Origin of the sequence: Paenibacillus sp. FSL R5-0623 (assembly GCF_037974265.1) — a bacterium.
Lineage (GTDB): Bacteria > Bacillota > Bacilli > Paenibacillales > Paenibacillaceae > Paenibacillus.
The window spans coordinates 6,089,478-6,112,291 of the sequence record NZ_CP150233.1 but is presented as its reverse complement, the minus strand read 5'-3'; the positions used below and the strand labels follow the sequence as shown (position 1 = coordinate 6,112,291).

Annotated in this window: 13 protein-coding genes, 13 tRNA genes and 4 rRNA genes; 28 read left to right on the top strand and 2 right to left on the bottom strand. The window is 46.5% G+C overall.

From position 1 onward, the window contains the following. The first annotated feature begins 92 nt into the window (after positions 1 to 92). A complete protein-coding gene (locus MKY92_RS26770) occupies positions 93 to 725 on the top strand; it encodes a KinB-signaling pathway activation protein (RefSeq protein ID WP_339298237.1) in 633 nt (210 codons plus the stop codon). 99 nt (positions 726 to 824) lie between these two features. Here MKY92_RS26770 and pdaB read toward each other — a convergent pair whose 3' ends face one another. Then, positions 825 to 1,601, bottom strand: coding sequence for a polysaccharide deacetylase family sporulation protein PdaB (gene pdaB / locus MKY92_RS26765; RefSeq protein WP_339298236.1), 777 nt, complete (start codon positions 1,599 to 1,601; stop codon positions 825 to 827). A gap of 123 nt (positions 1,602 to 1,724) precedes the next feature. On the opposite strand from pdaB, the gene MKY92_RS26760 reads away from it, so the two are divergent. From MKY92_RS26760 to MKY92_RS26670, 19 genes are all read left to right on the top strand, one after another. After that, complete coding sequence (locus MKY92_RS26760) at positions 1,725 to 2,342, top strand: stage II sporulation protein M (protein WP_339298235.1); 618 nt, start codon at positions 1,725 to 1,727, stop codon at positions 2,340 to 2,342. Positions 2,343 to 2,495: 153 nt separating this feature from the next. Next, on the top strand, positions 2,496 to 2,726 hold the full coding sequence (locus MKY92_RS26755; protein ID WP_339298234.1) for a hypothetical protein: 231 nt from the start codon (positions 2,496 to 2,498) through the stop codon (positions 2,724 to 2,726). A 481-nt stretch (positions 2,727 to 3,207) separates the two neighbouring features. After that, positions 3,208 to 4,760: ribosomal RNA gene (locus tag MKY92_RS26750) — 16S ribosomal RNA — on the top strand. Between the two features lie 118 nt (positions 4,761 to 4,878). Then, positions 4,879 to 4,995 (top strand): 5S ribosomal RNA (gene rrf, locus MKY92_RS26745). Positions 4,996 to 5,031: 36 nt separating this feature from the next. Further along, positions 5,032 to 5,108: transfer RNA gene (locus MKY92_RS26740), tRNA-Ile, on the top strand. A gap of 22 nt (positions 5,109 to 5,130) precedes the next feature. After that, positions 5,131 to 5,206, top strand: a tRNA-Ala gene (locus tag MKY92_RS26735). 209 nt (positions 5,207 to 5,415) lie between these two features. Continuing rightward, a 23S ribosomal RNA gene (locus MKY92_RS26730) occupies positions 5,416 to 8,343 on the top strand. Positions 8,344 to 8,416: 73 nt separating this feature from the next. Beyond that, positions 8,417 to 8,533 (top strand): 5S ribosomal RNA (gene rrf, locus MKY92_RS26725). The 16S, 23S and 5S rRNA genes sit together here with 13 tRNA genes alongside, the layout of an rRNA operon. A gap of 84 nt (positions 8,534 to 8,617) precedes the next feature. Next, a tRNA-Asn gene (locus MKY92_RS26720) sits at positions 8,618 to 8,693 on the top strand. A 3-nt stretch (positions 8,694 to 8,696) separates the two neighbouring features. Beyond that, positions 8,697 to 8,769 (top strand) — tRNA-Thr (locus MKY92_RS26715). Between the two features lie 10 nt (positions 8,770 to 8,779). Then, positions 8,780 to 8,851: transfer RNA gene (locus tag MKY92_RS26710), tRNA-Glu, on the top strand. Positions 8,852 to 8,858: 7 nt separating this feature from the next. Continuing rightward, positions 8,859 to 8,934, top strand: a tRNA-Val gene (locus MKY92_RS26705). A gap of 9 nt (positions 8,935 to 8,943) precedes the next feature. After that, positions 8,944 to 9,018 (top strand) — tRNA-Gln (locus MKY92_RS26700). Positions 9,019 to 9,027: 9 nt separating this feature from the next. After that, positions 9,028 to 9,103, top strand: a tRNA-Lys gene (locus tag MKY92_RS26695). A 6-nt stretch (positions 9,104 to 9,109) separates the two neighbouring features. Continuing rightward, positions 9,110 to 9,190: transfer RNA gene (locus MKY92_RS26690), tRNA-Leu, on the top strand. Positions 9,191 to 9,201: 11 nt separating this feature from the next. Then, positions 9,202 to 9,276: transfer RNA gene (locus MKY92_RS26685), tRNA-Gly, on the top strand. Positions 9,277 to 9,283: 7 nt separating this feature from the next. Further along, positions 9,284 to 9,360: transfer RNA gene (locus MKY92_RS26680), tRNA-Arg, on the top strand. A 15-nt stretch (positions 9,361 to 9,375) separates the two neighbouring features. Next, positions 9,376 to 9,449: transfer RNA gene (locus tag MKY92_RS26675), tRNA-Pro, on the top strand. Between the two features lie 13 nt (positions 9,450 to 9,462). Further along, positions 9,463 to 9,533 (top strand) — tRNA-Gly (locus MKY92_RS26670). 225 nt (positions 9,534 to 9,758) lie between these two features. On the opposite strand, the gene MKY92_RS26665 is transcribed toward MKY92_RS26670, so the two are convergent. Next, positions 9,759 to 10,112 carry a WGxxGxxG family protein gene (locus MKY92_RS26665; protein WP_339298233.1) on the bottom strand — a complete coding sequence of 118 codons (354 nt, stop codon included), beginning with the start codon at positions 10,110 to 10,112 and terminating at the stop codon, positions 9,759 to 9,761. Positions 10,113 to 10,690: 578 nt separating this feature from the next. Here MKY92_RS26665 and ppc point away from each other — a divergent pair. The 8 genes from ppc to glmS all read left to right on the top strand — a co-directional run bounded on the left by ppc (position 10,691) and on the right by glmS (position 21,707). Continuing rightward, positions 10,691 to 13,483: a phosphoenolpyruvate carboxylase gene (gene ppc, locus MKY92_RS26660; protein WP_339298232.1), complete on the top strand. Its 2,793-nt coding sequence runs from the start codon at positions 10,691 to 10,693 to the stop codon at positions 13,481 to 13,483. A 274-nt stretch (positions 13,484 to 13,757) separates the two neighbouring features. Next, the gene (gene sigW / locus MKY92_RS26655; RefSeq protein ID WP_017692117.1) at positions 13,758 to 14,324 is read left to right on the top strand and encodes an RNA polymerase sigma factor SigW; all 567 of its coding nucleotides are present in this window, start codon (positions 13,758 to 13,760) and stop codon (positions 14,322 to 14,324) included. Positions 14,325 to 14,460: 136 nt separating this feature from the next. Further along, positions 14,461 to 15,075 (top strand): zf-HC2 domain-containing protein, encoded by a 615-nt coding sequence (locus tag MKY92_RS26650; protein ID WP_339298231.1) that lies wholly within the window; start codon positions 14,461 to 14,463, stop codon positions 15,073 to 15,075. A gap of 314 nt (positions 15,076 to 15,389) precedes the next feature. Continuing rightward, a complete protein-coding gene (gene cdaA / locus MKY92_RS26645; protein WP_047841664.1) occupies positions 15,390 to 16,226 on the top strand; it encodes a diadenylate cyclase CdaA in 837 nt (278 codons plus the stop codon). Then, positions 16,219 to 17,712 (top strand): CdaR family protein, encoded by a 1,494-nt coding sequence (locus MKY92_RS26640; RefSeq protein WP_339298230.1) that lies wholly within the window; start codon positions 16,219 to 16,221, stop codon positions 17,710 to 17,712. The genes cdaA and MKY92_RS26640 overlap by 8 nt, the downstream gene beginning before the upstream one ends. Positions 17,713 to 17,784: 72 nt before the next feature. Then, positions 17,785 to 19,125 (top strand): phosphoglucosamine mutase, encoded by a 1,341-nt coding sequence (gene glmM / locus MKY92_RS26635; protein WP_017692121.1) that lies wholly within the window; start codon positions 17,785 to 17,787, stop codon positions 19,123 to 19,125. A gap of 348 nt (positions 19,126 to 19,473) precedes the next feature. Beyond that, positions 19,474 to 19,629, top strand: coding sequence for a hypothetical protein (locus MKY92_RS26630; protein WP_339298229.1), 156 nt, complete (start codon positions 19,474 to 19,476; stop codon positions 19,627 to 19,629). A 245-nt stretch (positions 19,630 to 19,874) separates the two neighbouring features. Beyond that, positions 19,875 to 21,707: a glutamine--fructose-6-phosphate transaminase (isomerizing) gene (glmS, locus tag MKY92_RS26625; protein ID WP_076217241.1), complete on the top strand. Its 1,833-nt coding sequence runs from the start codon at positions 19,875 to 19,877 to the stop codon at positions 21,705 to 21,707. Positions 21,708 to 22,814: the final 1,107 nt, after the last annotated feature.

Below are 22,814 nucleotides of genomic sequence, written 5' to 3'. Positions count from 1 at the left end.
TAGTATGTGATGGGAAAGGGGGAAATATGTTGAGCAATGATGGTTTTTTGCTGAGAAGGTTGGTAAAATAAACACTCGGGGGTGGAAAACTTTTGAATTTACGTAGATGGTTTTTCCTGTTTTGGACAGCCTTGCTTATTGGGGCCGCGGGAGCATTGGGTACAGGATTGATTATGATGCTGGTGAACGGGGAGAAAACAAATGGATTGAATGATTTTCTTCTGTATCTTTTGATCCTATTTGGATCAGGGGTTATGATCAGCGTTTATTCACAAATGGGTTTCTTTGCATATCTGATATTGAATTATATGGGTAAAGGTGTATTTCCAAAGCGCGGTTGGCAGATCGTGCAGATTGTACTAACGGTGTTGGCCCTGCTTGACGTGATGTTTTTACGCCTGTTTGTTGGGGGAGACCGGGAGCGCATATCGGATATTGTGTTAGGTATCATTATTTTGGCAGCCGCTATTGTTACCGCTTACGTTAAAGTAAAGCTCACTCATATCTCCGCGCTTGTACCAACACTATTTTTCATGATTGCCGTCACCATAGTGGAGACGATCGGCGTATTACGTATTGATGTGAATGCTGCAACCATATTTATTGTGGTTCCCTTGCTCTTATGTAATGCATACCAAATGCTGATATTGCACAGGCTGGTGGATGTATCTACGAACCGGAGTGTAAGTGGAGAGGCAGAACAGTTCAAAGAAAGCCGAGCATAAAATTTATTTTGCATAAAAACATACCAAAAAGAGCTAACCTGGTTAGCTCTTTTCAACTTTTACACTCGTATTCGAGCTGTAGCCCAAGCAATCTACCAATTATTGACCGCTAGCTTGATCGCGAACTTCCTTACCTTCCACACTGGAATGGTTAAGCAACTCAGACACGGTTACGAATTCATAGCCCTGATTTTTTAATTTGTCGATAATGACAGGGAGTGCTTCATGAGTTTGTTTAGAGGAATCGCTAGCATGTAGCAGTACGATGTCCCCTGGATGTGCTTTGCTTACTACACGATCAACAATGGTCTGTACACCAGGATTTTTCCAATCCAACGAGTCGGTATCCCACTGCACAACCTGATAATTCAGACTATTGGCTACCTGAAGCACTCGCTTGTCAAAGTCCCCGTTGGGCAGACGTATTAATTTCGGTTCTTTTCCCGTTAAATCGGTTAAAATGCTATGAGCTGTCGAAATTTCTTTGCGAATTTCTTCCTCGGTCAGGCTGCTGTAGTTCTCATGTCTGTGGCCATGGCTGCCAATTTCATATCCTGCCTCTTTGATGGCAGTAACAATTTCGGGGTGTGTCTTGCTCCAGGGGGACGAAAGGAAAAAGGTTGCCTTCTGAACTTTATTCTCCTGAAGAACTTTCAGAATCGGCTCTGTCCGTTTATCTCCCCAGCTGATGTCAAAGGTAAGTGCAATTACCTTCTTATCGGTTGGAACGCTGTACACGGCCGATGGTGCTTCCTCCGAGAATACGGAGACATTGCCACGCTCCAGATAAATAATACCGATCGCAAAGATGGCAGCAACGAAGACAATCAGGTACCGTTTAATCTTTTTGCCGCTAAATACATAGAACGAGTTCATTTCAATAAGCGCCCCTCTCCCATAAGAAATGCTTGTTTACTCTCCAATGTATGCTCGTACTCCCCAGTTATTCGTAACACGAACCTTGTTTGTCCATCATTTTAGATTCTACAGGAGGTTATTATGTTAAAATTCAATACATTTCTTAGAGATCTTGGTTCCATCCGCAGTGCATTAATCTGGTCCGTAGTTTTGTTTGCTTTGGGAATAGGGGCAGGGTGGGTGAGTACAGGACCACTGGAAGAACTGTTGTTGAACCAAATCGGAGGATTACGTGAAGTCAGTGAACGGCTGGAGCAGGGGGGCAATGTGCAATGGAACTTCTTCCTGTTTATCTTCTTCAATAATGCCATCAAAAGTGTACTTGTCATCTATGCCGGTATATTCTTCGGAATTCTGCCTGTCATCTTCCTGCTGATCAATGGGATGGTCCTTGGATTTGTGGTGCACACCACGATGAATTATGGAGCAAGCTTCTATGATATTGTGGTTAAAGGTTTACTTCCGCATGGCATTATTGAGATTCCGGTCATTATTATTGCTTGCGCCTTCGGACTGAAGTTTGGTGGTCTGGTTATCCAAAGCCTTGCACAACTTGGAAGTGACAAGCGAAATATGATGGGTAACCGGTGGAGAGCATTCATGAATAGGACGTTAACGGCATCCTTCTGGGTTGTCATCTTGCTTCTTGTTGCAGCGATCATCGAAAGCACACTTACGTATACTCTGGTGAGAGGATAAAATTTTGTGATGGTTGGCATTCATAAATTTCCAGAAAGTTGACCATAACAATAAAACGGGTTCCAGCAGCAACCACAAAAAGCGAATGCACGGGTGTTGCATGAAACTTCTGTAAGTGTGATAAAGAGGCTATGCACAAAAAGGAGAACTCTAATGCTGGGTATGTTGTTTAACGATAAGGAATGCAAGGAATTAGACTATGTGCTACGTAAAGAATTAGATGAAATGCTGTTCGATCTGAGTGATACTCGTCTTGACCAAGAGATCAAATATGCTATCGCGAGCCGATATAAGACCGTGTTCCGCATGTATGCACGCTTTGCCCCGCCAAAAGAGTTGTCCAAGTATGCAAGAGGTGGAAAACTGAAAAAGTCGAAGCCGTAATGCTGAAGCTGGTCATATATTCGATTTACAGTAGTGGAAGTGAGGTGCGGCTTTCAATAGCGGGTGCTGTACCTCTAAACCATGAAAATGCGAAATTGTGGGGGGGGGGGCATACTTTTTTGTCGAAAAAGGGTTGACCTTTCTAATTTCATATGGTAAATTAATTTTCGTTCCTTTTTTAGGAGCGGTTCACCGAAACAAGCATAAAAATAAAGCGATTGAAAAGAATTGAAAAAATAATGCTTGCAAAGAGAACTTCAACATGATATATTATAAAAGTCGCCGCTGAAACGACGACAACATGAAAATGAGCACTAAATTGAATGTTTGATCTTTGAAAACTGAACAACGAGTGAGTAACATTCTGCTTGCAGAATGGACGCGAAAGTTTGAGACAAGCCTTGGCTTGAATCGACTGGAGCACAAATGAGATTTTTAATCTCGTCAGATTCAAAATGAGCTTATCGCTCTTTTCAATACTTTATTGGAGAGTTTGATCCTGGCTCAGGACGAACGCTGGCGGCATGCCTAATACATGCAAGTCGAGCGGACTTGAAGAGAAGCTTGCTTCTCTGATGGTTAGCGGCGGACGGGTGAGTAACACGTAGGCAACCTGCCCTCAAGTTTGGGACAACTACCGGAAACGGTAGCTAATACCGAATAATTGTTTTCTTCGCCTGAAGGAAACTGGAAAGACGGAGCAATCTGTCACTTGGGGATGGGCCTGCGGCGCATTAGCTAGTTGGTGAGGTAACGGCTCACCAAGGCGACGATGCGTAGCCGACCTGAGAGGGTGATCGGCCACACTGGGACTGAGACACGGCCCAGACTCCTACGGGAGGCAGCAGTAGGGAATCTTCCGCAATGGGCGAAAGCCTGACGGAGCAATGCCGCGTGAGTGATGAAGGTTTTCGGATCGTAAAGCTCTGTTGCCAGGGAAGAACGCTTGGGAGAGTAACTGCTCTCAAGGTGACGGTACCTGAGAAGAAAGCCCCGGCTAACTACGTGCCAGCAGCCGCGGTAATACGTAGGGGGCAAGCGTTGTCCGGAATTATTGGGCGTAAAGCGCGCGCAGGCGGTCATTTAAGTCTGGTGTTTAATCCCGGGGCTCAACCCCGGATCGCACTGGAAACTGGGTGACTTGAGTGCAGAAGAGGAGAGTGGAATTCCACGTGTAGCGGTGAAATGCGTAGATATGTGGAGGAACACCAGTGGCGAAGGCGACTCTCTGGGCTGTAACTGACGCTGAGGCGCGAAAGCGTGGGGAGCAAACAGGATTAGATACCCTGGTAGTCCACGCCGTAAACGATGAGTGCTAGGTGTTAGGGGTTTCGATACCCTTGGTGCCGAAGTTAACACATTAAGCACTCCGCCTGGGGAGTACGGTCGCAAGACTGAAACTCAAAGGAATTGACGGGGACCCGCACAAGCAGTGGAGTATGTGGTTTAATTCGAAGCAACGCGAAGAACCTTACCAGGTCTTGACATCCCTCTGACCGGTACAGAGATGTACCTTTCCTTCGGGACAGAGGAGACAGGTGGTGCATGGTTGTCGTCAGCTCGTGTCGTGAGATGTTGGGTTAAGTCCCGCAACGAGCGCAACCCTTATATTTAGTTGCCAGCACTTCGGGTGGGCACTCTAGATAGACTGCCGGTGACAAACCGGAGGAAGGTGGGGATGACGTCAAATCATCATGCCCCTTATGACCTGGGCTACACACGTACTACAATGGCCGGTACAACGGGCTGCGAAATCGCGAGATGGAGCCAATCCCAACAAAGCCGGTCTCAGTTCGGATTGCAGGCTGCAACTCGCCTGCATGAAGTCGGAATTGCTAGTAATCGCGGATCAGCATGCCGCGGTGAATACGTTCCCGGGTCTTGTACACACCGCCCGTCACACCACGAGAGTTTATAACACCCGAAGTCGGTGGGGTAACCGCAAGGAGCCAGCCGCCGAAGGTGGGATAGATGATTGGGGTGAAGTCGTAACAAGGTAGCCGTATCGGAAGGTGCGGCTGGATCACCTCCTTTCTATGGAGAATCGTTTCCCGAGTGGAAACATTCAAATATGCAGCTTAGCTGCAAAATCTAGCCAGGTCGGCTAGTTACTCACTCGTTGCTCAGTTTTGAGAGCTCAAACTCTCAAACGTTTGGTGGCGATAGCGAAGGGGTTCCACACGTTCCCATCCCGAACACGACCGTTAAGCCCTTCAGCGTCAATGGTACTTGGACCGCAGGGTCCTGGGAGAGTAGAACGCCGCCAAGCGTAACCCATTTTGGGTTCAAATAGTATATGTAATGTGGGCCCTTAGCTCAGTTGGTTAGAGCGCACCTCTGATAAGGGTGAGGCCGGTGGTTCGAGTCCACCAGGGCCCACCATCTATACCTTTAAACTTTATATGGGGCCATAGCTCAGCTGGGAGAGCGCCTGCCTTGCAAGCAGGAGGTCAGCGGTTCGATCCCGCTTGGCTCCACCAAAAAAATGTTTTATAAGCTTGTTCTTTGAAAACTAGATATCGAAACGAAACAAACGCGAATTAGAACATTCCTTTTTAGCTGAACTTGTGCAAACAAGTCAAGTGTATAAAGGTAGTTAAATTGCTTTTGTGATGGTATCGGGTGAGAGCGACTTTTGGCTTTGCGCAAGCAAAACAAGGGAAGCGAGCGACCGAAACCGGAACAAAATGGTTAAGCTACTAAGAGCACACGGAGGATGCCTAGGCGCTAGGAGCCGATGAAGGACGTGGCGAACAACGAAACTGCCTCGGGGAGCTGTAAGCAAGCTTTGATCCGGGGGTGTCCGAATGGGGAAACCCAGCTGGGGTAATTTCCAGTTACTCATAACTGAATACATAGGTTATGTAGAGGCATACCAGGGGAACTGAAACATCTAAGTACCCTGAGGAAGAGAAAACAATAGTGATTCCGTCAGTAGCGGCGAGCGAACGCGGAGAAGCCCAAACCAGAGAGCTTGCTCTTTGGGGTTGTGGGACGTCTCACATGGAGTTACAAAGGAACCGGTTAAGCGAAGAGGTCTGGAAAGGCCCGCCAAAGAAGGTAAAAGCCCTGTAGTTGAAAGTCTGTTCCCTCCGAGACGGATCCCGAGTAGTGCGGGGCACGTGAAACCCCGTATGAATCCGGCAGGACCATCTGCCAAGGCTAAATACTTCCTAGCGACCGATAGTGAAGCAGTACCGTGAGGGAAAGGTGAAAAGCACCCCGGAAGGGGAGTGAAATAGAACCTGAAACCGTGTGCTTACAAAAAGTCAGAGCCCGTTTTAGGGGTGATGGCGTGCCTTTTGTAGAATGAACCGGCGAGTTACGTTCCCGTGCAAGGTTAAGGTGAAGAGCCGGAGCCGCAGCGAAAGCGAGTCTGAATAGGGCGATGTAGTACGTGGACGTAGACCCGAAACCGGGTGATCTACCCCTGTCCAGGGTGAAGGTGCGGTAACACGCACTGGAGGCCCGAACCCACGCATGTTGAAAAATGCGGGGATGAGGTGGGGGTAGCGGAGAAATTCCAATCGAACTCGGAGATAGCTGGTTCTCCCCGAAATAGCTTTAGGGCTAGCCTCGGAAAACAGAGTCGTGGAGGTAGAGCACTGATTGGGTGCGGGGCCCGCAAGGGTTACCAAGCTCAGTCAAACTCCGAATGCCATAGACTTACTTCCGGGAGTCAGACAGTGAGTGCTAAGATCCATTGTCAAAAGGGAAACAGCCCAGACCATCAGCTAAGGTCCCCAAGTGTGTGTTAAGTGGGAAAGGATGTGGAGTTGCACAGACAACCAGGATGTTGGCTTAGAAGCAGCCACCATTGAAAGAGTGCGTAATAGCTCACTGGTCGAGTGACTCTGCGCCGAAAATGTAACGGGGCTAAACACACCACCGAAGCTATGGCTTGATGCTTTGCATCAGGGGTAGGGGAGCGTTGTATAAGGGTTGAAGGTGTACCGTAAGGAGCGCTGGACATTATACAAGTGAGAATGCCGGTATGAGTAACGAAAAGATCAGTGAGAATCTGATCCGCCGAAAGCCTAAGGGTTCCTGAGGAAGGCTCGTCCGCTCAGGGTAAGTCGGGACCTAAGGCGAGGCCGAAAGGCGTAGTCGAAGGACAACAGGTCGAAATTCCTGTACCACCGTAAGCCGTTATGAGCAATGGGGGGACGCAGTAGGGTAGTGACGCGGACTGATGGATGTCCGTCTAAGCAGTAAGGCTGATGTGTAGGCAAATCCGCACATTGTAAGGCTGAGCTGTGATGGGGAGCGAAAATTATAGTAGCGAAGGTCATGATCTCACACTGCCAAGAAAAGCCTCTAGCCAGGTGATGGTGCCCGTACCGCAAACCGACACAGGTAGGCGAGAAGAGTATTCTAAGGCGCGCGGAAGAACTCTCGTTAAGGAACTCGGCAAAATGACCCCGTAACTTCGGGAGAAGGGGTGCCCCGGTAGTGTGAATAGCACGAGGGGGCCGCAGTGAAAAGGCCCAAGCGACTGTTTAGCAAAAACACAGGTCTGTGCGAAGCCGTAAGGCGAAGTATACGGGCTGACGCCTGCCCGGTGCTGGAAGGTTAAGGGGAGTGGTTAGGGAGTAATCCCGAAGCTGTGAACCGAAGCCCCAGTAAACGGCGGCCGTAACTATAACGGTCCTAAGGTAGCGAAATTCCTTGTCAGGTAAATTCTGACCCGCACGAATGGCGTAACGACTTGGGCGCTGTCTCAACGAGAGATCCGGTGAAATTTTAATACCTGTGAAGATGCAGGTTACCCGCGACAAGACGGAAAGACCCCATGGAGCTTTACTGCAGCTTGATATTGAATTTGGGTACGATCTGTACAGGATAGGTGGGAGCCTTTGAAGCATGAGCGCCAGCTTGTGTGGAGGCAACGTTGGGATACCACCCTGATCGTATCTAGGTTCTAACCTGGTACCGTAATCCGGTGCGGGGACAGTGTCAGGTGGGCAGTTTGACTGGGGCGGTCGCCTCCTAAAGAGTAACGGAGGCGCCCAAAGGTTCCCTCAGAATGGTTGGAAATCATTCGAAGAGTGCAAAGGCATAAGGGAGCTTGACTGCGAGACCTACAAGTCGAGCAGGGACGAAAGTCGGGCTTAGTGATCCGGTGGTACCGCATGGAAGGGCCATCGCTCAACGGATAAAAGCTACCCTGGGGATAACAGGCTTATCTCCCCCAAGAGTCCACATCGACGGGGAGGTTTGGCACCTCGATGTCGGCTCATCGCATCCTGGGGCTGAAGTAGGTCCCAAGGGTTGGGCTGTTCGCCCATTAAAGCGGTACGCGAGCTGGGTTCAGAACGTCGTGAGACAGTTCGGTCCCTATCTGTCGTGGGCGTAGGAAATTTGAGAGGAGCTGTCCTTAGTACGAGAGGACCGGGATGGACGTACCGCTGGTGTACCAGTTGTTCCGCCAGGAGCACCGCTGGGTAGCTATGTACGGACGGGATAAACGCTGAAAGCATCTAAGCGTGAAGCCCCCCTCAAGATGAGATTTCCCAGTATGTAAGACCCCTTGAAGACGACGAGGTAGATAGGCTGGGGGTGGAAGTGCAGCAATGCATGGAGCTGACCAGTACTAATCGGTCGAGGGCTTATCCAATAGCAAGTTCTAAATCGCATGTTTCGTTTCGAATCTAGTTTTCAGAGAACAACTCTGAAATGTAAGCTACGCGTTTGGTGGCGATGGCGGAGGGGTTCCACACGTACCCATCCCGAACACGACCGTTAAGCCCTCTAGCGCCGATGGTACTTGGACCGCAGGGTCCTGGGAGAGTAGGACGCCGCCAAGCGAACTCTTTCATCATACATAGAAAACAGGCTCTGCATGTGGACGTTGTACGATGAATTGCATTTGCCCTGCAAATGCATATTATTCCCTGATAGCTCAGTTGGTAGAGCACTCGACTGTTAATCGAGTTGTCACAGGTTCGAGCCCTGTTCGGGGAGCCATTTGCTCTCATAGCTCAGTAGGTAGAGTGCATCCATGGTAAGGATGAGGTCACCGGTTCGATCCCGGTTGAGAGCTTTGGAAATGGGGCCCGTTGGTCAAGGGGTTAAGACACCTCCCTTTCACGGAGGTAACAGGGGTTCGAATCCCCTACGGGTCATATAGTTGGAGGCTTAGCTCAGCTGGGAGAGCATCTGCCTTACAAGCAGAGGGTCGGGGGTTCGATCCCCTCAGCCTCCACCATATTTTTATTGGGGATTAGCCAAGCGGTAAGGCAACGGACTTTGACTCCGTCATGCATAGGTTCAAATCCTATATCCCCAGCCATTTTAGTATGAGTCATTAGCTCAGTTGGTAGAGCACCTGACTTTTAATCAGGGTGTCGAAGGTTCGAGCCCTTCATGACTCACCATCATATGCGCGTGTGGCGGAATTGGCAGACGCACTAGACTTAGGATCTAGCGTCTTTGACGTGGGGGTTCAAGTCCCTCCACGCGCATCCTTTATTTTGCGGAAGTGGCTCAGCGGTAGAGCATCGCCTTGCCAAGGCGAGGGTCGCGGGTTCGATTCCCGTCTTCCGCTCCAATATTTTGCGCCCTTAGCTCAGCTGGATAGAGCGTTTGACTACGAATCAAAAGGCCGGGAGTTCGAATCTCTCAGGGCGCGCCATTATTTTTTTAGTATCGGGATGTAGCTCAGCTTGGTAGAGCACCTGGTTTGGGACCAGGGGGTCGCATGTTCAAATCGTGTCATCCCGATTTTTTTGTTTATGCGGGTGTAGTTCAATGGTAGAACTTTAGCCTTCCAAGCTAATAGCGTGGGTTCGATTCCCATCACCCGCTTATAGGATATAACGAAAGAGCCTTTGCAGATGCAGAGGCTTTTTTACTTTTGTTAACGTAAGAATTAGCAGTTATTTTATGTAAGGTACAAGTACAGGTTTATTAAAAAAAGAGCCAAGACCCCTTTACTATCCAAATAGGGAGGTCTTGGCTCTTCTGTTTATCTCTGTGGATGAGCTGCCTCTAAGACGTAGCAGCTATATTGTATAGTGAAGAGCGCACACTTTAACGTTCATTGTGGTCCGTCACTCTTTTACGCATGCCAGCTAATCCAAGCAGTCCCAACAAACCAAGCCAGCCCCAATCCATACCGTTGTCACGGTCGTTTGTAGTGGCGTTCGCCCGAACATTGTTGGTACGATAGTCACCATTGTTGCGGTAGTTTCCATCCATATTCATATTCATGTTGGAATTAGTGTTTGTGCGGTCCATGTAGTTGGTGTCCTGATAAGAGCGAACACGTGAACCGTTGGTGTTGGTATCCACACCTTTGGACATTTGACCATCAGCAGCAGCAGGGCCTGCCATCGCGGCCACCAGAAGCACGGAAGCAATAATTGTTGTACCCTTCTTCATCATTTAAGTTCCTCCTTTTTAGTAAGAGCTATAGATTAATCTGCCCAAAAAGCTAAGAACATTATGTAGAAATGGTCTGTTAAGATATCCCTACAATTACAGTAGCTTAGGAACATACATAAGAAAGTCCCCTAATAAGCAGACCTCTAGTGGGAAGGAATTTTTAATTTTATCTTTAATTTATTACATCACTGTGGTAAAGTATACAAAAGCTTGCTTTGCCGGTCATGTTTCTTTGTATATCATCTGTTCTCAAATAATAAAATTATACGGTTTAACCTTACGATCAGGTACGATGGATCATATCTAAAGTAACTGTATATTTATAAATTTTTAAGCATAGGTATGAGACATTTGATTTATCTAAAGTACGTGAAAAAGGTTTCATGCGACAGCATATGACCATTAATTGAAGCAGAACAAGGAAATGAATAAAAAAGCGTGTTTTTGTGCTGTAAATCGGGGATAATCCCCATTTTTTCTAGTAGAAAAATAAAGATTTTCGTACCATTTTATTGTATGATGTTATGAAGGTGTCAAATTTACGTGTACGAATGGAACGATCAGATGGGAGGATAAGCATGACTGAAACTATGGTAACCGCCAGCAAAAGCCAATCCAACAACCTGCTTCGGCGAGACGTGCGGTTCCTGGGCAATATACTCGGAGAAGTTCTTGTCCATCAAGGCGGCACGGAGCTTCTAGATATCGTTGAGAAGATTCGGGAAACGAGCAAATCGTTGCGTGCAGAATTTCTGCCAGAACTCTATGCAGAGTTCAAAACGATGATCCAGGAATTAGACTCGGACAATCGTCACCAGGTTATTCGGGCTTTCGCTATTTATTTTCAATTAGTTAATATTGCTGAACAAAACCATCGGATCCGGCGTAAACGGGATTATGAACGTTCTGCAGGGGACGCTGTGCAGCCAGGATCGATTGAGAAAGCAGTACAGGATCTTAAGGAACGTGGACTGTCTCATACAGAGGTGGAAGAGATTCTTGATGATTTGTCACTGGAACTCGTTATGACAGCTCACCCAACCGAAGCCATGCGCCGGGTTATTCTGGACATCCACAAGCGGATATCCGAAGACGTCATGTCACTTGATAATCCTACGCTGACGTTGCGTGAACGTGAACAGTTGCGGGAGAAGTTGCTGAACGAAGTCATTACACTATGGCAGACTGATGAGCTTCGTGACCGTAAACCGACTGTACTTGATGAAGTACGGAACGGAATGTATTACTTTCATGAAACGTTGTTCCACGTACTTCCGGATGTATATCAGGAGCTGGAACGCTGCCTGAACAAATTTTATCCTGACCATGACTGGCATGTGCCGACGTATTTGCGGTTCGGTTCCTGGATCGGTGGAGACCGGGATGGAAATCCTTCGGTAACTTCAGATGTAACATGGCAGACACTGTTGATGCAACGCAAGCTCGCTTTGCGTGAATACCAACGGATTATGATTGAACTTATGGGCCATCTCAGCTTCAGCACGAACATCATTCACGTATCGGATGAGCTGGTGCAGTCGATTGAGCAGGACCGTAATTCTGTTACATTGAAAAAAGTGGACATCTGGCGAAATGAAAAAGAGCCATACCGCATCAAATTGGCTTATATGATTGCCAAACTGAACAATGTACTGGACGAGAACAAATTAGGTCAGGCTGACCGTTATCATAGCGCTCAGGATTTGATTGATGATCTGATGATTATTGATCGAAGTCTGCGCCATCATTTTGCCGATTACGTAGCGGATACAACTATTCGCAAAATGATTCGTCAAGTCGAGTTGTTTGGTTTCCATACCGCAGCATTGGATGTGCGTCAGCACAGTCAGGAACATGAAAATGCGATGTCGGAGATTTTGGCGAAAATGAACATTGTAGAGGATTATGCGCGTCTATCTGAAGACGGTAAAATCGATCTGCTTGCTCGTTTGCTGGATGATCCGCGTCCTCTTACTTCTCCTTATCACCAATACACGGAGGGAACCAAAGAGTGTCTGGATGTCTTCCGTACCATTAAGCGTGCCCAGAACGAATTTGGGTCCGGCTGTATCACAAGTTACCTGATCAGTATGACGCAGGGCGCAAGTGACTTGCTGGAGGTTATGGTATTTGCCAAGGAAGTGGGCTTATTCACCAAAGGTCACAACGGTGACGTTGTATCTACACTTCAAGCGGTACCACTGTTTGAAACGATTGATGATCTACATGCGGCTTCGGACATTATGCAGAAGCTGTTCAACCTTCCTGTATACCGCGCAAGCGTAAAAGGACGGAATGAACTGCATGAAATCATGCTTGGTTATTCAGACAGTAACAAGGATGGCGGCGTGGTTACTGCCAACTGGGAACTGCGTGTAGCGATGAATGCTATTACGGCTGTAGGGAATGAACACGGCGTTAAGCTGAAGTTCTTCCATGGACGTGGTGGGGCTCTTGGACGTGGCGGCATGCCGCTTAACCGCAGTATTCTTGCTCAACCACCGCATACCATTGGTGGGGGCATCAAGATTACGGAGCAGGGAGAGGTTATTTCTTCCCGTTATTCTCTACAGGGGATTGCATACCGCAGTTTGGAACAGGCAACTTCGGCTCTAATCACAGCAGCACTGAATGGTCTTGAGCCGCAAGAATCAGCATCCGAACGTCATTGGGACAGCATCATCAAAGAGATTTCGGAAGTATCTCTGACTAAATATCAGGATCTGATTTTCCGTGATCCGGACTTCTTTACCTTCTTCAAGGAATCCACACCGCTTCCAGAGGTGGGTGAACTGAATATTGGTTCACGTCCGTCCAAGCGGAAAGGTAGCGACAAGTTCGAAGATCTGAGAGCAATTCCTTGGGTATTTGCATGGACTCAAAGTCGTTATCTGCTTCCGGCATGGTATGCGGCAGGAACAGGATTGCAAAGTTACTATCAGGGTAAAGAGGAAAATCTGGTTGTCCTGAAAGAAATGTATGCAAGCTTCCCATTCTTCCGTACATTAATTGATACGGTACAGATGGCCGTAGCCAAGGCAGATCTGGTGATTGCCAAAGAATATTCAGCAATGACTTCGAACAAGGAAGCCCGTGATCGCATATACGGTCAGATTGAAGCCGAATTCAAGCTCACAAAAGAGCTGATTCTGAAAATTACCGGAGAAGCTGAAATTTTGGATGATGTACCGGTTATTCAAGAATCCATTCGTCTTCGTAACCCTTATGTAGATCCGTTGTCCTACATGCAAGTTCAACTTCTGAGCGAGCTCAGAGATATGCGTGAACGTGGTGAGGATGATACGGAACTGCTCAGAGAAGTGTTGCTGACAATTAACGGCATCGCTGCAGGACTGCGTAACACAGGTTGATGATTGAACTGCTTCAATTGAACTGCTTCATTTGAATAATCATATGTAACAAAGTACCTATTACTTTGTTGAATAAAAGCTCCATTCTCTGCTCTACAGAGTGAGAGATGAAACGGGACTCCTGCGGGAGTTCCCGTTTTTACTGTTTTTGGCGGATATTTGTCATACAGTCTTGATTTTTGACCAAAGTTGATTTACGATTTGATTGGTGAATTACAAGTGTGGACGGGTATCAGAAGACGGAAGACCCATCAGCATGTCTGGGGGAATAAGGGTGGACAATTTGGAGAACAGGCTTGTGAAACTGGTGCTCAAGGGCGACCAGAGAGCCTTCGCAGAAATCGTTGAACTATATAAGGACAAGCTATTTCATTTGGCATACCGGATGCTGAACAATCGTCATGAAGCTGAAGACGTTGTGCAGGAGACGTTTTTGCGTGTGTTTCGTAATATGGAGAAGTACGATCCGAACCAGAAGTTCTCAACCTGGATCTACCGGATCGCAACGAATCTGTGTATTGACCGACTGCGCAGAAAGAAACCTTCATACTCTTTGGATGCTGAACTGAATGATCAGGAAGGATCTGATGGTTATGCGATGCTCCCGAGTGATGATCGTACACCGGAGAGTGAAGCACTCCTGTCAGAAACGCAGACACTCATTCGTGAGGCCATTGACAGTTTGCCAGCCAAGTATAAGTCCGTTATGATTCTGAGATATTTACAGGACTTGTCGCTACAGGAAATCAGTGACGTGACAGGTATGCCCGTAACAACGATCAAGACACGCGTTCATCGGGGCCGTGATTTTCTACGTAAAAAATTGGAGTACAAGTTATAAATGTTAAACGCTTTTAAATATGGGCGAAATTATTTGAAACATATCCGAAACGGATGCGTATGTAATGTATGCAAGTCTTATGCGTGCTTTTTAATGGCACATGGACTAAGTGATTTAAGAAAGGATTGGCTCTCATATGGATTGCAAATCGGCCGTCTCTTTAATGCATGAATGTTTGGATGAGTCGTTGTCCCCGGCCCAGAAGGTTGAACTGAAAAGTCACCTTGTGATCTGTCCGGATTGTCGCATGCGCTTTAAAGAGTTGGAACAGACGGAAATGTTACTCTTTGCCATGAAACACTATTCACCGTCTGCCTCTGATGAGCTGACCAATCGAATTATGAATGCTCTGCCCCAGCCCAAGAGACAGCAAGCATGGCTCAAATGGGTCAAAGGACATCCCGCGCTGACGGCGGCAGCCTTCTTTTTGGTCGTGATGCTCTTTAGCGCCTTGAATTTCTGGAATCAGAATAACGAGATGGTTGTTAAGGGAAATAATTTGGACCAGATCGTGATTCAGGGTAACACGGTTATTGTTCCTGAAGGTAAGTCAATTGCTGGCGATCTTACGATAGAAAATGGAACCGCACAAGTATATGGTGATGTGAACGGCAATCTGACGGTTATCGACGGACAACTGTTTCAGGCTTCAACGGCGCATATTTCAGGTCAGGTGAAAAGTATTGATCAGGCGCTGGACTGGTTCTGGTACAAAATAACCAATATGGTAAATGAAGTGGCTTATCGCTAGAACAGGGTAAAATCTTCAATGGTATATACCAAGTAGGGTACCTCCAGATTGCATGGGGTACTCTTTTTTTATACGCAAACTTTGTAATTCATGGTAAATGTGATGTTTATGTGCAGTTTGAGACTGCCGTAACTTGCAACCTGAACGTTAACGTTATAACCTAGATACTAAAGAGAACATACTACTACATATAGATAAGCATTTTGCACAAATCAAATGATGCAAAAATGCGGAGACAAAGGATTATATAAAATCCTAATGGGTTAATATGAGATCAGGGTTTACTCATCAATGGGGATAGCGGGGGCTGGCTTATGAATTATTTTGCTGACTTAACGTGGACAGAGTCCATTAAGGACGTTATCGATATATTGATCGTTACCTATATTATGTACAAACTGATTTTGCTTGTGCGGGGGACACGTGCGGTTCAGCTCCTGAAAGGGATTCTGTTCCTTGTGCTGATCTGGGCATTAAGTACGTGGCTAAACCTATATACGCTCAAGTGGTTAATGAACCAGATGTTTACGTTTGGTGTCGTTGCGGTGTTCATTATCTTTCAGCCGGAACTGCGTCGTGGTCTGGAGCAATTGGGACGCGGTAAGCTGTTTGGACGTTCAGCGGCAGCGAGTGATGAAGAATTAACCGTGTTAATTGGTGAGATTATTAAGTCTGTTAATTATTTGTCACGGCGTAAAATTGGCGCTTTGGTCGTGTTTGAACGTGAAACGGGTCTGAACGATTACACGGAATCGGGCATTAAGATGCAATCTCTGGTCAGCTCGGAGCTGATGATTAACATCTTTATTCCAAATACACCGCTCCATGATGGAGCCGTTATTATACAGGGAAAACAGATTTCGGCGGCAGCTTGTTATTTGCCATTATCAGAGAATCCTTTTATCAGTAAGGAATTGGGAACACGTCATCGTGCAGCAATCGGGATTACCGAAGTTGCAGATGCGATCTGTTTGGTTGTCTCCGAGGAGACAGGACAAGTGTCACTTGCAATGAATGGACAGGTCGTTCGTGACATTAAGGAAGAATCGCTGATTGCCAAACTGTATGAGGAGTTGCGCCCTACATCCAATCTGAAAAAGAATGGCTGGACAACCTTCTGGAAACGGAAGGGAGGACGTAACAATGGATAAGTGGTTTAACAATAATAACTTTGCCAAAATACTTGCACTTGCGGTGAGCCTGCTGCTCTGGTTCATGATTCATCTGGATGAGGTACCAACCACCCCTACGATTACAACAGGGACAACCAACAAGGTTGTGGAACGTACGGTGCCTGTTCAACCTTATGGATTAGACAGCAACAGCTATGTGCTTACTTCATTAAGTACGGATGAGGTCCGGCTGGAGATCAAAGGACAGCGCTCGATGTTGACATCGATTTTTACGAATGATGATTACAAGGTACTGGTCGATCTGAGTCAGGTGAAAGATGGATCCAATACACTGCCACTCGTACCTGATCTGCCTTCCGGTGTAGAAGTGGTCAGTATGGAACCTTCCATGGTTACGGTGAATGTAGAAAAATTGGGCACCAAATCCTTCAATGTGAATATTGTACCCGAAGGGGAACCATCCGCCGGATACAGCGCTGGAACGCCCGTAATTGAACCTTCGACGCCGGTTAAGGTAACTCTGCCCGAAGGGCAACTCGAGGCTGTAGCGAAGATCCAGGGCAGTGTGAGCGTGAAAGATGCGAAGGAAGATGTCATACAGAAAAAAGTGAAACTCCAGGCATACGATGCTGAAGGCAAGGTCCTTGAAAATGCGATTATAACGCCTCAAACGGTTGAAGTCCGGGTTCCGGTCAATCAGCCCTATACATCTGTACCCTTAAGAATCAAATATTCGGGACAGCTTCCGGAAGGCCTGGCCCTCTCCACGGTAGAGCCAAGCGTGAAAGAAGTCTCGGTTTATGGATCAGAGGATGCGCTTGCGGGTATACAGGCCTACGACCAAGTAACCCTTGATCTAACACAGTTTGATCAGTCGGGTACATCGACAGTTAACGTGGACTTGACGCCGCCTTCCGGTTTTGAGAAAATCGAGCCTAGTTCGATTCAGATCAAAGTAAGCATATCCCCATTTGACGAGGCAGATGAGACAACCAAAGTCTTTCCGAACGTCCCCATCACACTTACCGGTGCGGGGAATGGGCTCGAAGGTACACTCATTACGCCTAAAAGTGGCGGTCTGAACCTTACGCTTACAGGCTCGGCAAGTATGCTTGAGGGTCTGAGTAGTGATGATCTCACGTTGACGGGGGATCTTGCTGGACTTGCGGTCGGAACGCATGAAATTAAGCTTGAAGCCGACCTGCCCCGTTATGCCAAACTGGATGAATCATCTAATGCTCTGAGTGCAACGGTCAAAATTAGCGAAAAGGCTGAAGACACCACAACTACGCCTAGCGAAGATCCGACTGACGAGGGAACGGTAGCACCTGACCCTTCACCAGCCGAGGTCGAAAACGGGGAAACGGAGCCTGTTCCTGATGAAGAAGAAACGGAATCGAATACGGATACTCAGGATCAGAGTCAACAGGGGAGCACAACCAATCGAGGTAATTTAAATAATAATAACAGTGGTAGTAGCAGTAAAAGTGGCTCAAATCCGTAAACGTTCTAATTTTAAAATTCTCAAAAAATAATAATAGTGCTCGTATATGATGCGAATAGAAGGAGTTAAATCATGGGGAAATATTTTGGTACAGACGGTGTAAGAGGGGTTGCCAATAAAGAGTTAACGGCAGAGCTGGCTTACAGCATTGGACGTTGTGGTGGTTACGTGCTTGCAGGTGGTGTAGAAAGACCAAAAGTGGTTATCGGCATGGATACTCGTATCTCGGGATTGATGTTGGAATCCGCACTGGTTGCAGGCCTGTTGTCCATTGGCGCTGATGTGATCCGTCTGGGCGTTGTATCCACTCCGGGAGTGGCGTATATTGCACGTTTGTTGAAAGCTGACGCGGGCGTGATGATCTCCGCTTCCCACAATCCGGTTGAGGATAACGGAATCAAGTTCTTTGGTGGAGATGGCTTCAAGCTGTCTGATGAAACAGAGAACCGGATTGAAGAACTGATGGATGCGGAGACAGATCAATTGCCACGGCCAGTTGGTGGCGGTCTGGGTACTGTAACGACAGATGAAGAATCCCGTTATCGTTACCTTGATTTCCTGAAAACAACTGTAAATGAATCGTTCTCTGGACTTAAAATTGTTCTGGACTGTGCAAACGGAGCAGCTTATGAGCTGGCACCGAAATTGTTCAGTGAACTTGGTGCAGAAGTCATTGCCATTGGCGCTGAGCCTAACGGCCTGAATATCAATGAGCAATGTGGTTCAACTCATCCAGAGAACCTGAAACAAGAAGTGCTTAAACATAAAGCGGATCTGGGTCTTGCTTTTGACGGGGATGCGGATCGTCTGATTGCTATTGATGAGACAGGCGCTGAGGTGGATGGAGACTTCATTCTGTGTATCTGCGGTGATGCAATGAATCGTGCAGGCAAGTTGAAGGACAGTACTGTTGTATCGACCGTTATGAGTAACATCGGATTCTACAAAGCAACGGAGAAACTTGCACTGAAAACAGCTAAAACGGCAGTAGGTGACCGTTATGTGATGGAGGAAATGCGTCGCGGCGGTTACAACTTGGGCGGAGAGCAGTCTGGCCATGTTATTTTCCTGGATTACAATACAACTGGAGACGGTATGCTGACTGCGATTCAACTCGTGGATACACTCAAGGCTTCCGGTAAAAAACTGAGTGAACTAAAAGCGCTAATGACCCAGTACCCACAAGTATTGGTGAATGTGCGTGTTGAAGATAAGAGCAAATACGAGGGCAATGCTGCAATCGAGCAGGCTATTGCTACAGTAGAACAACAACTCGGCGATAATGGACGTGTACTCGTTCGTGCTTCAGGTACTGAATCCCTGATCCGTGTTATGGCGGAAGGACCAGATAAAGACGAACTTGAACAATTTGTGTCTCAAATCGCAGATGTAGTGCAAAAAGAACTGGTATAGTACTGGAAGATGTAAGAGATACCTTCTGCATACGGTTTTCTTAAGGGAATTGTTGTGTAGAACGAGGCTTAATATAACATGATTTAGGACTTATGCATGAATATTCCTGCGTCCCGGCCTGATGAGACCATAGGTCCGTTTATCCGGTCGGGATTGTGGGTAAATATGCTGAAATTGTCACAGGTACTTTGCTCCATTGCAAAATGGACCTGACGTGCATATAATGAGTGGAGTCGTCATTCAGACACAGAAAGTGAGGAACGTAAGGTTACAGTTACACAAGCGCCAGAGCTTGGAGTTGCGCGGGAAGATGTTGATCAGGATTTCTTCGAGGTTGAAGGAAGGCTGATGGAGATCAACGGCAATCAAGCTGACGAGGTGGAGGTGTTCGGATTGTTCGGCGGGGACCTCCCGGTGAAGCACCAGAGCCGTAAACCGGATTGCGGAAAATGGATGGGTGACTGTCCACACAACGCGCCGGTGCAGGTGCAAGAGTTAAACTAAAATTCAAATGAATGTGCGTGAAGAGCGTAAACAGTACGCGGACGGGAAAATGATGTACATTCATGATTGCATTCATAACAGCTTATGATGACAGCGGGGCGACACGAGGTCGCTCTGATCATTGATAATTGAATAAGTACCAAGTATTCATGAAACGCTAGGCAATCTCTCATTTTTCCGATATGCCGCCTCTGCCTGTTTCTCTTCGTGACACAGTATTCATATACAAACGGAGGAAATAAACTATGTGCGGTATTGTTGGATATATTGGTAATAAGAACACTCAATCGGTATTGGTCGAAGGATTGAAGAAACTTGAGTATCGTGGTTATGATTCTGCAGGTATCGCGGTATTCACACCGGAAGGTCTGCAAATCACGAAAGCTCTCGGTCGTCTTGCGAACCTTGAAGCCAAGCTGGATGGTGCACCACTGGTAGGTAATGCCGGAATCGGACACACACGTTGGGCAACTCATGGTAAACCATCGGATGAGAACTCTCATCCACACACGGATGGAAGCCAGAAGTTCTCTGTTGTGCATAACGGTATTATTGAGAACTACCTGGATCTGAAGGATGAATTGATGGCTCAAGGTCACACGTTCACTTCCGAGACAGATACTGAGGTTATCTCTCATCTGATCGCACGTGAATACAATGGTGATATCGTCAAAACAGTACAAAAAGTGATCACGTTGTTGCGTGGCGCATTTGCACTGGGTGTATTGACAGAGCATGAGCCTGAGAAACTCGTAGCTGTGCGTCAAGCAAGCCCATTGATTATTGGTATTGGTGAAGGCGAGAACTTCATTGGTTCCGACATCCCGGCAATTCTGGAACATACACGTAACGTGTACATTCTGAATGATGGTGAAATGGCTGTATTGACACATGATGCTGTCGAATTGATGACGATTGAAGGTAACTTTATTTCTCGGGAAATGATTCGTGTCGATTGGGATGCTGTAACCGCAGAAAAAGGCGGATTTGAGCACTTCATGCTGAAAGAAATTCATGAGCAACCAAAAGCATATCGTGATACTATGCTGGGTCGCATCGATAATGAAGGCAAAAAAGTTCAACTTCCTGAGTTGAAAATGACTGAAGAACAAATTAAAAATATCCGTAACGTGCAAATCATTGCATGTGGTACAGCGTACCATGCAGGTCTGGTTGGACGTACAGTGATTGAGCAATTGGTACGTATTCCGGTTGAAACAGATGTGGCTTCCGAGTACCGTTACCGTTCCCCAATCGTGCACAAAGATACACTTGTAATTGTAGTGAGCCAATCCGGTGAAACTGCCGATACGCTTGCTGCATTGCGTGAAGCACAATCCAATGGTGCACATGTACTGGCAATCACAAACGTAGTGGGTAGCTCCATTGCACGTGATGCAGATGATGTTATCGCAACATTGGCAGGTCCTGAAATTGCAGTAGCTTCTACCAAAGCGTATACTTCGCAGTTGATCGCGTTTAACTTGCTTGGTCTGTATCTTGCACAAGTTCGTGGTACTCAATCTGCAGAAGAGATTGCGCACACGCTGGCAGCGATGCAAGCATTGCCAGAGCAAGTGGAATCCATGTTGGAGCAAGCGGAGGCAATCAAAGGATATGCAGAGCAAATCTCCAAACATGAACATCTCTTCTTCATTGGCCGTGGTCTTGACTATGCAGTAGCTCAAGAAGGATCGTTGAAACTGAAAGAGATCTCTTATATTCACTCCGAGGCGTATGCTGCGGGTGAGTTGAAACACGGTACGCTCGCATTGATCGAAGACGGCATCCCTGTTATTGCCTTGGCAACGCAAGAGAACGTACTTGAGAAAACAGTGAGCAACATTAAGGAAGTAAAAGCACGTGGCGCAGATGTATTGGCAATTACGTATGAAGAGCACGTAGCACCATTGCTGAAATCCGTAGACCAAGCGTTTGCAATTCCTAAGACGCTGCCACTGCTTAGCCCTGCTTTGTCTGTAGTTGCGCTGCAATTGCTGGCATACTATGCTTCCCTGGCACTGGGCCATGATGTGGATAAACCACGTAACCTGGCGAAAAGTGTAACGGTTGAGTAAGGTATTCTGTACAAATTAGTTTATTATCCAATGATAAATAAGTGTAGAACCATTTACAAAAGTATAGAACTACACGAACTGTTGTCCAATGACATGGATAATGGGTTGATCAATAGATTCAGTAAATTAATAAAGTATAAACAAAATATGATCCTGATGACTCTAAGTCATCAGGACTTTTTTGATGTTTCAGGAGGGTGGTTCTGAATATTAGAACCACCTTATTTGTGTTTGTACATTGTAAATAGCGGTTATTCATTGAACGAAAATCCACCAGAGTATAGATTACCTTAGGAAGAGTACTTTTTTGTAATTTTTACATTTGAAATATTCTTTATGCACGAATGTCATCAACTTCTTAAAGAGAGTCATTAACATTCGCAACTCGTAAGTGCAAATATATCTCCAAGAAGGATGTGGATCGGGCATACGGGATCATTTGAACAATAAAGGAAGATGCCAAATGGGACTGGAACATCTTTCAGTGACTCACAAAATGGTATGCCAAGAAGCAAAAATTTGCTGGATGAAGAAGCTTATTACGCGAAGTGAAATCATGTCTGTTCAACTTGGATTCAGAACGCCATTGTAATCTATATGTAAATGAGTGAAGGACATAGAAAAGCGTATGAGGGAAAATCTCGCGTATGGTTTGATGAGGAGGAGCAGAATATATTTACCCTTTATTCTAACGGAGGTGTAGAGAAGAAGGCGTGATACAAAACGATGTCGGCTGCCATCCGTGTGGATGCTGCGGCCAGCTTCAGCCAGGCTTTCAGAAATTGGTCAGGTAATCATGTTAAGTTAATGCAAAGTGCAAGGATTCGGAACACCGGCAAAGAATATTAAAAGGTATTATATACCAAATTATCCTGTTTCATGGCTGAATGTCAACACGCGTCGAATTCCTCGATTGTTGTAAAACCATTCCCAACGTTTCTTCGCTATTCACTCTTTTTAACGAAAAATGTTAACACATTATGTTTGGTGAACCAAATTTAACATTATAATGACTATATTTAACAAAAATTTCACTATACATTCTTGTAAATTTTGATATAATTCAACCTAGGTCTTATTCCCTATTATTCTAATAACTGGAATTGT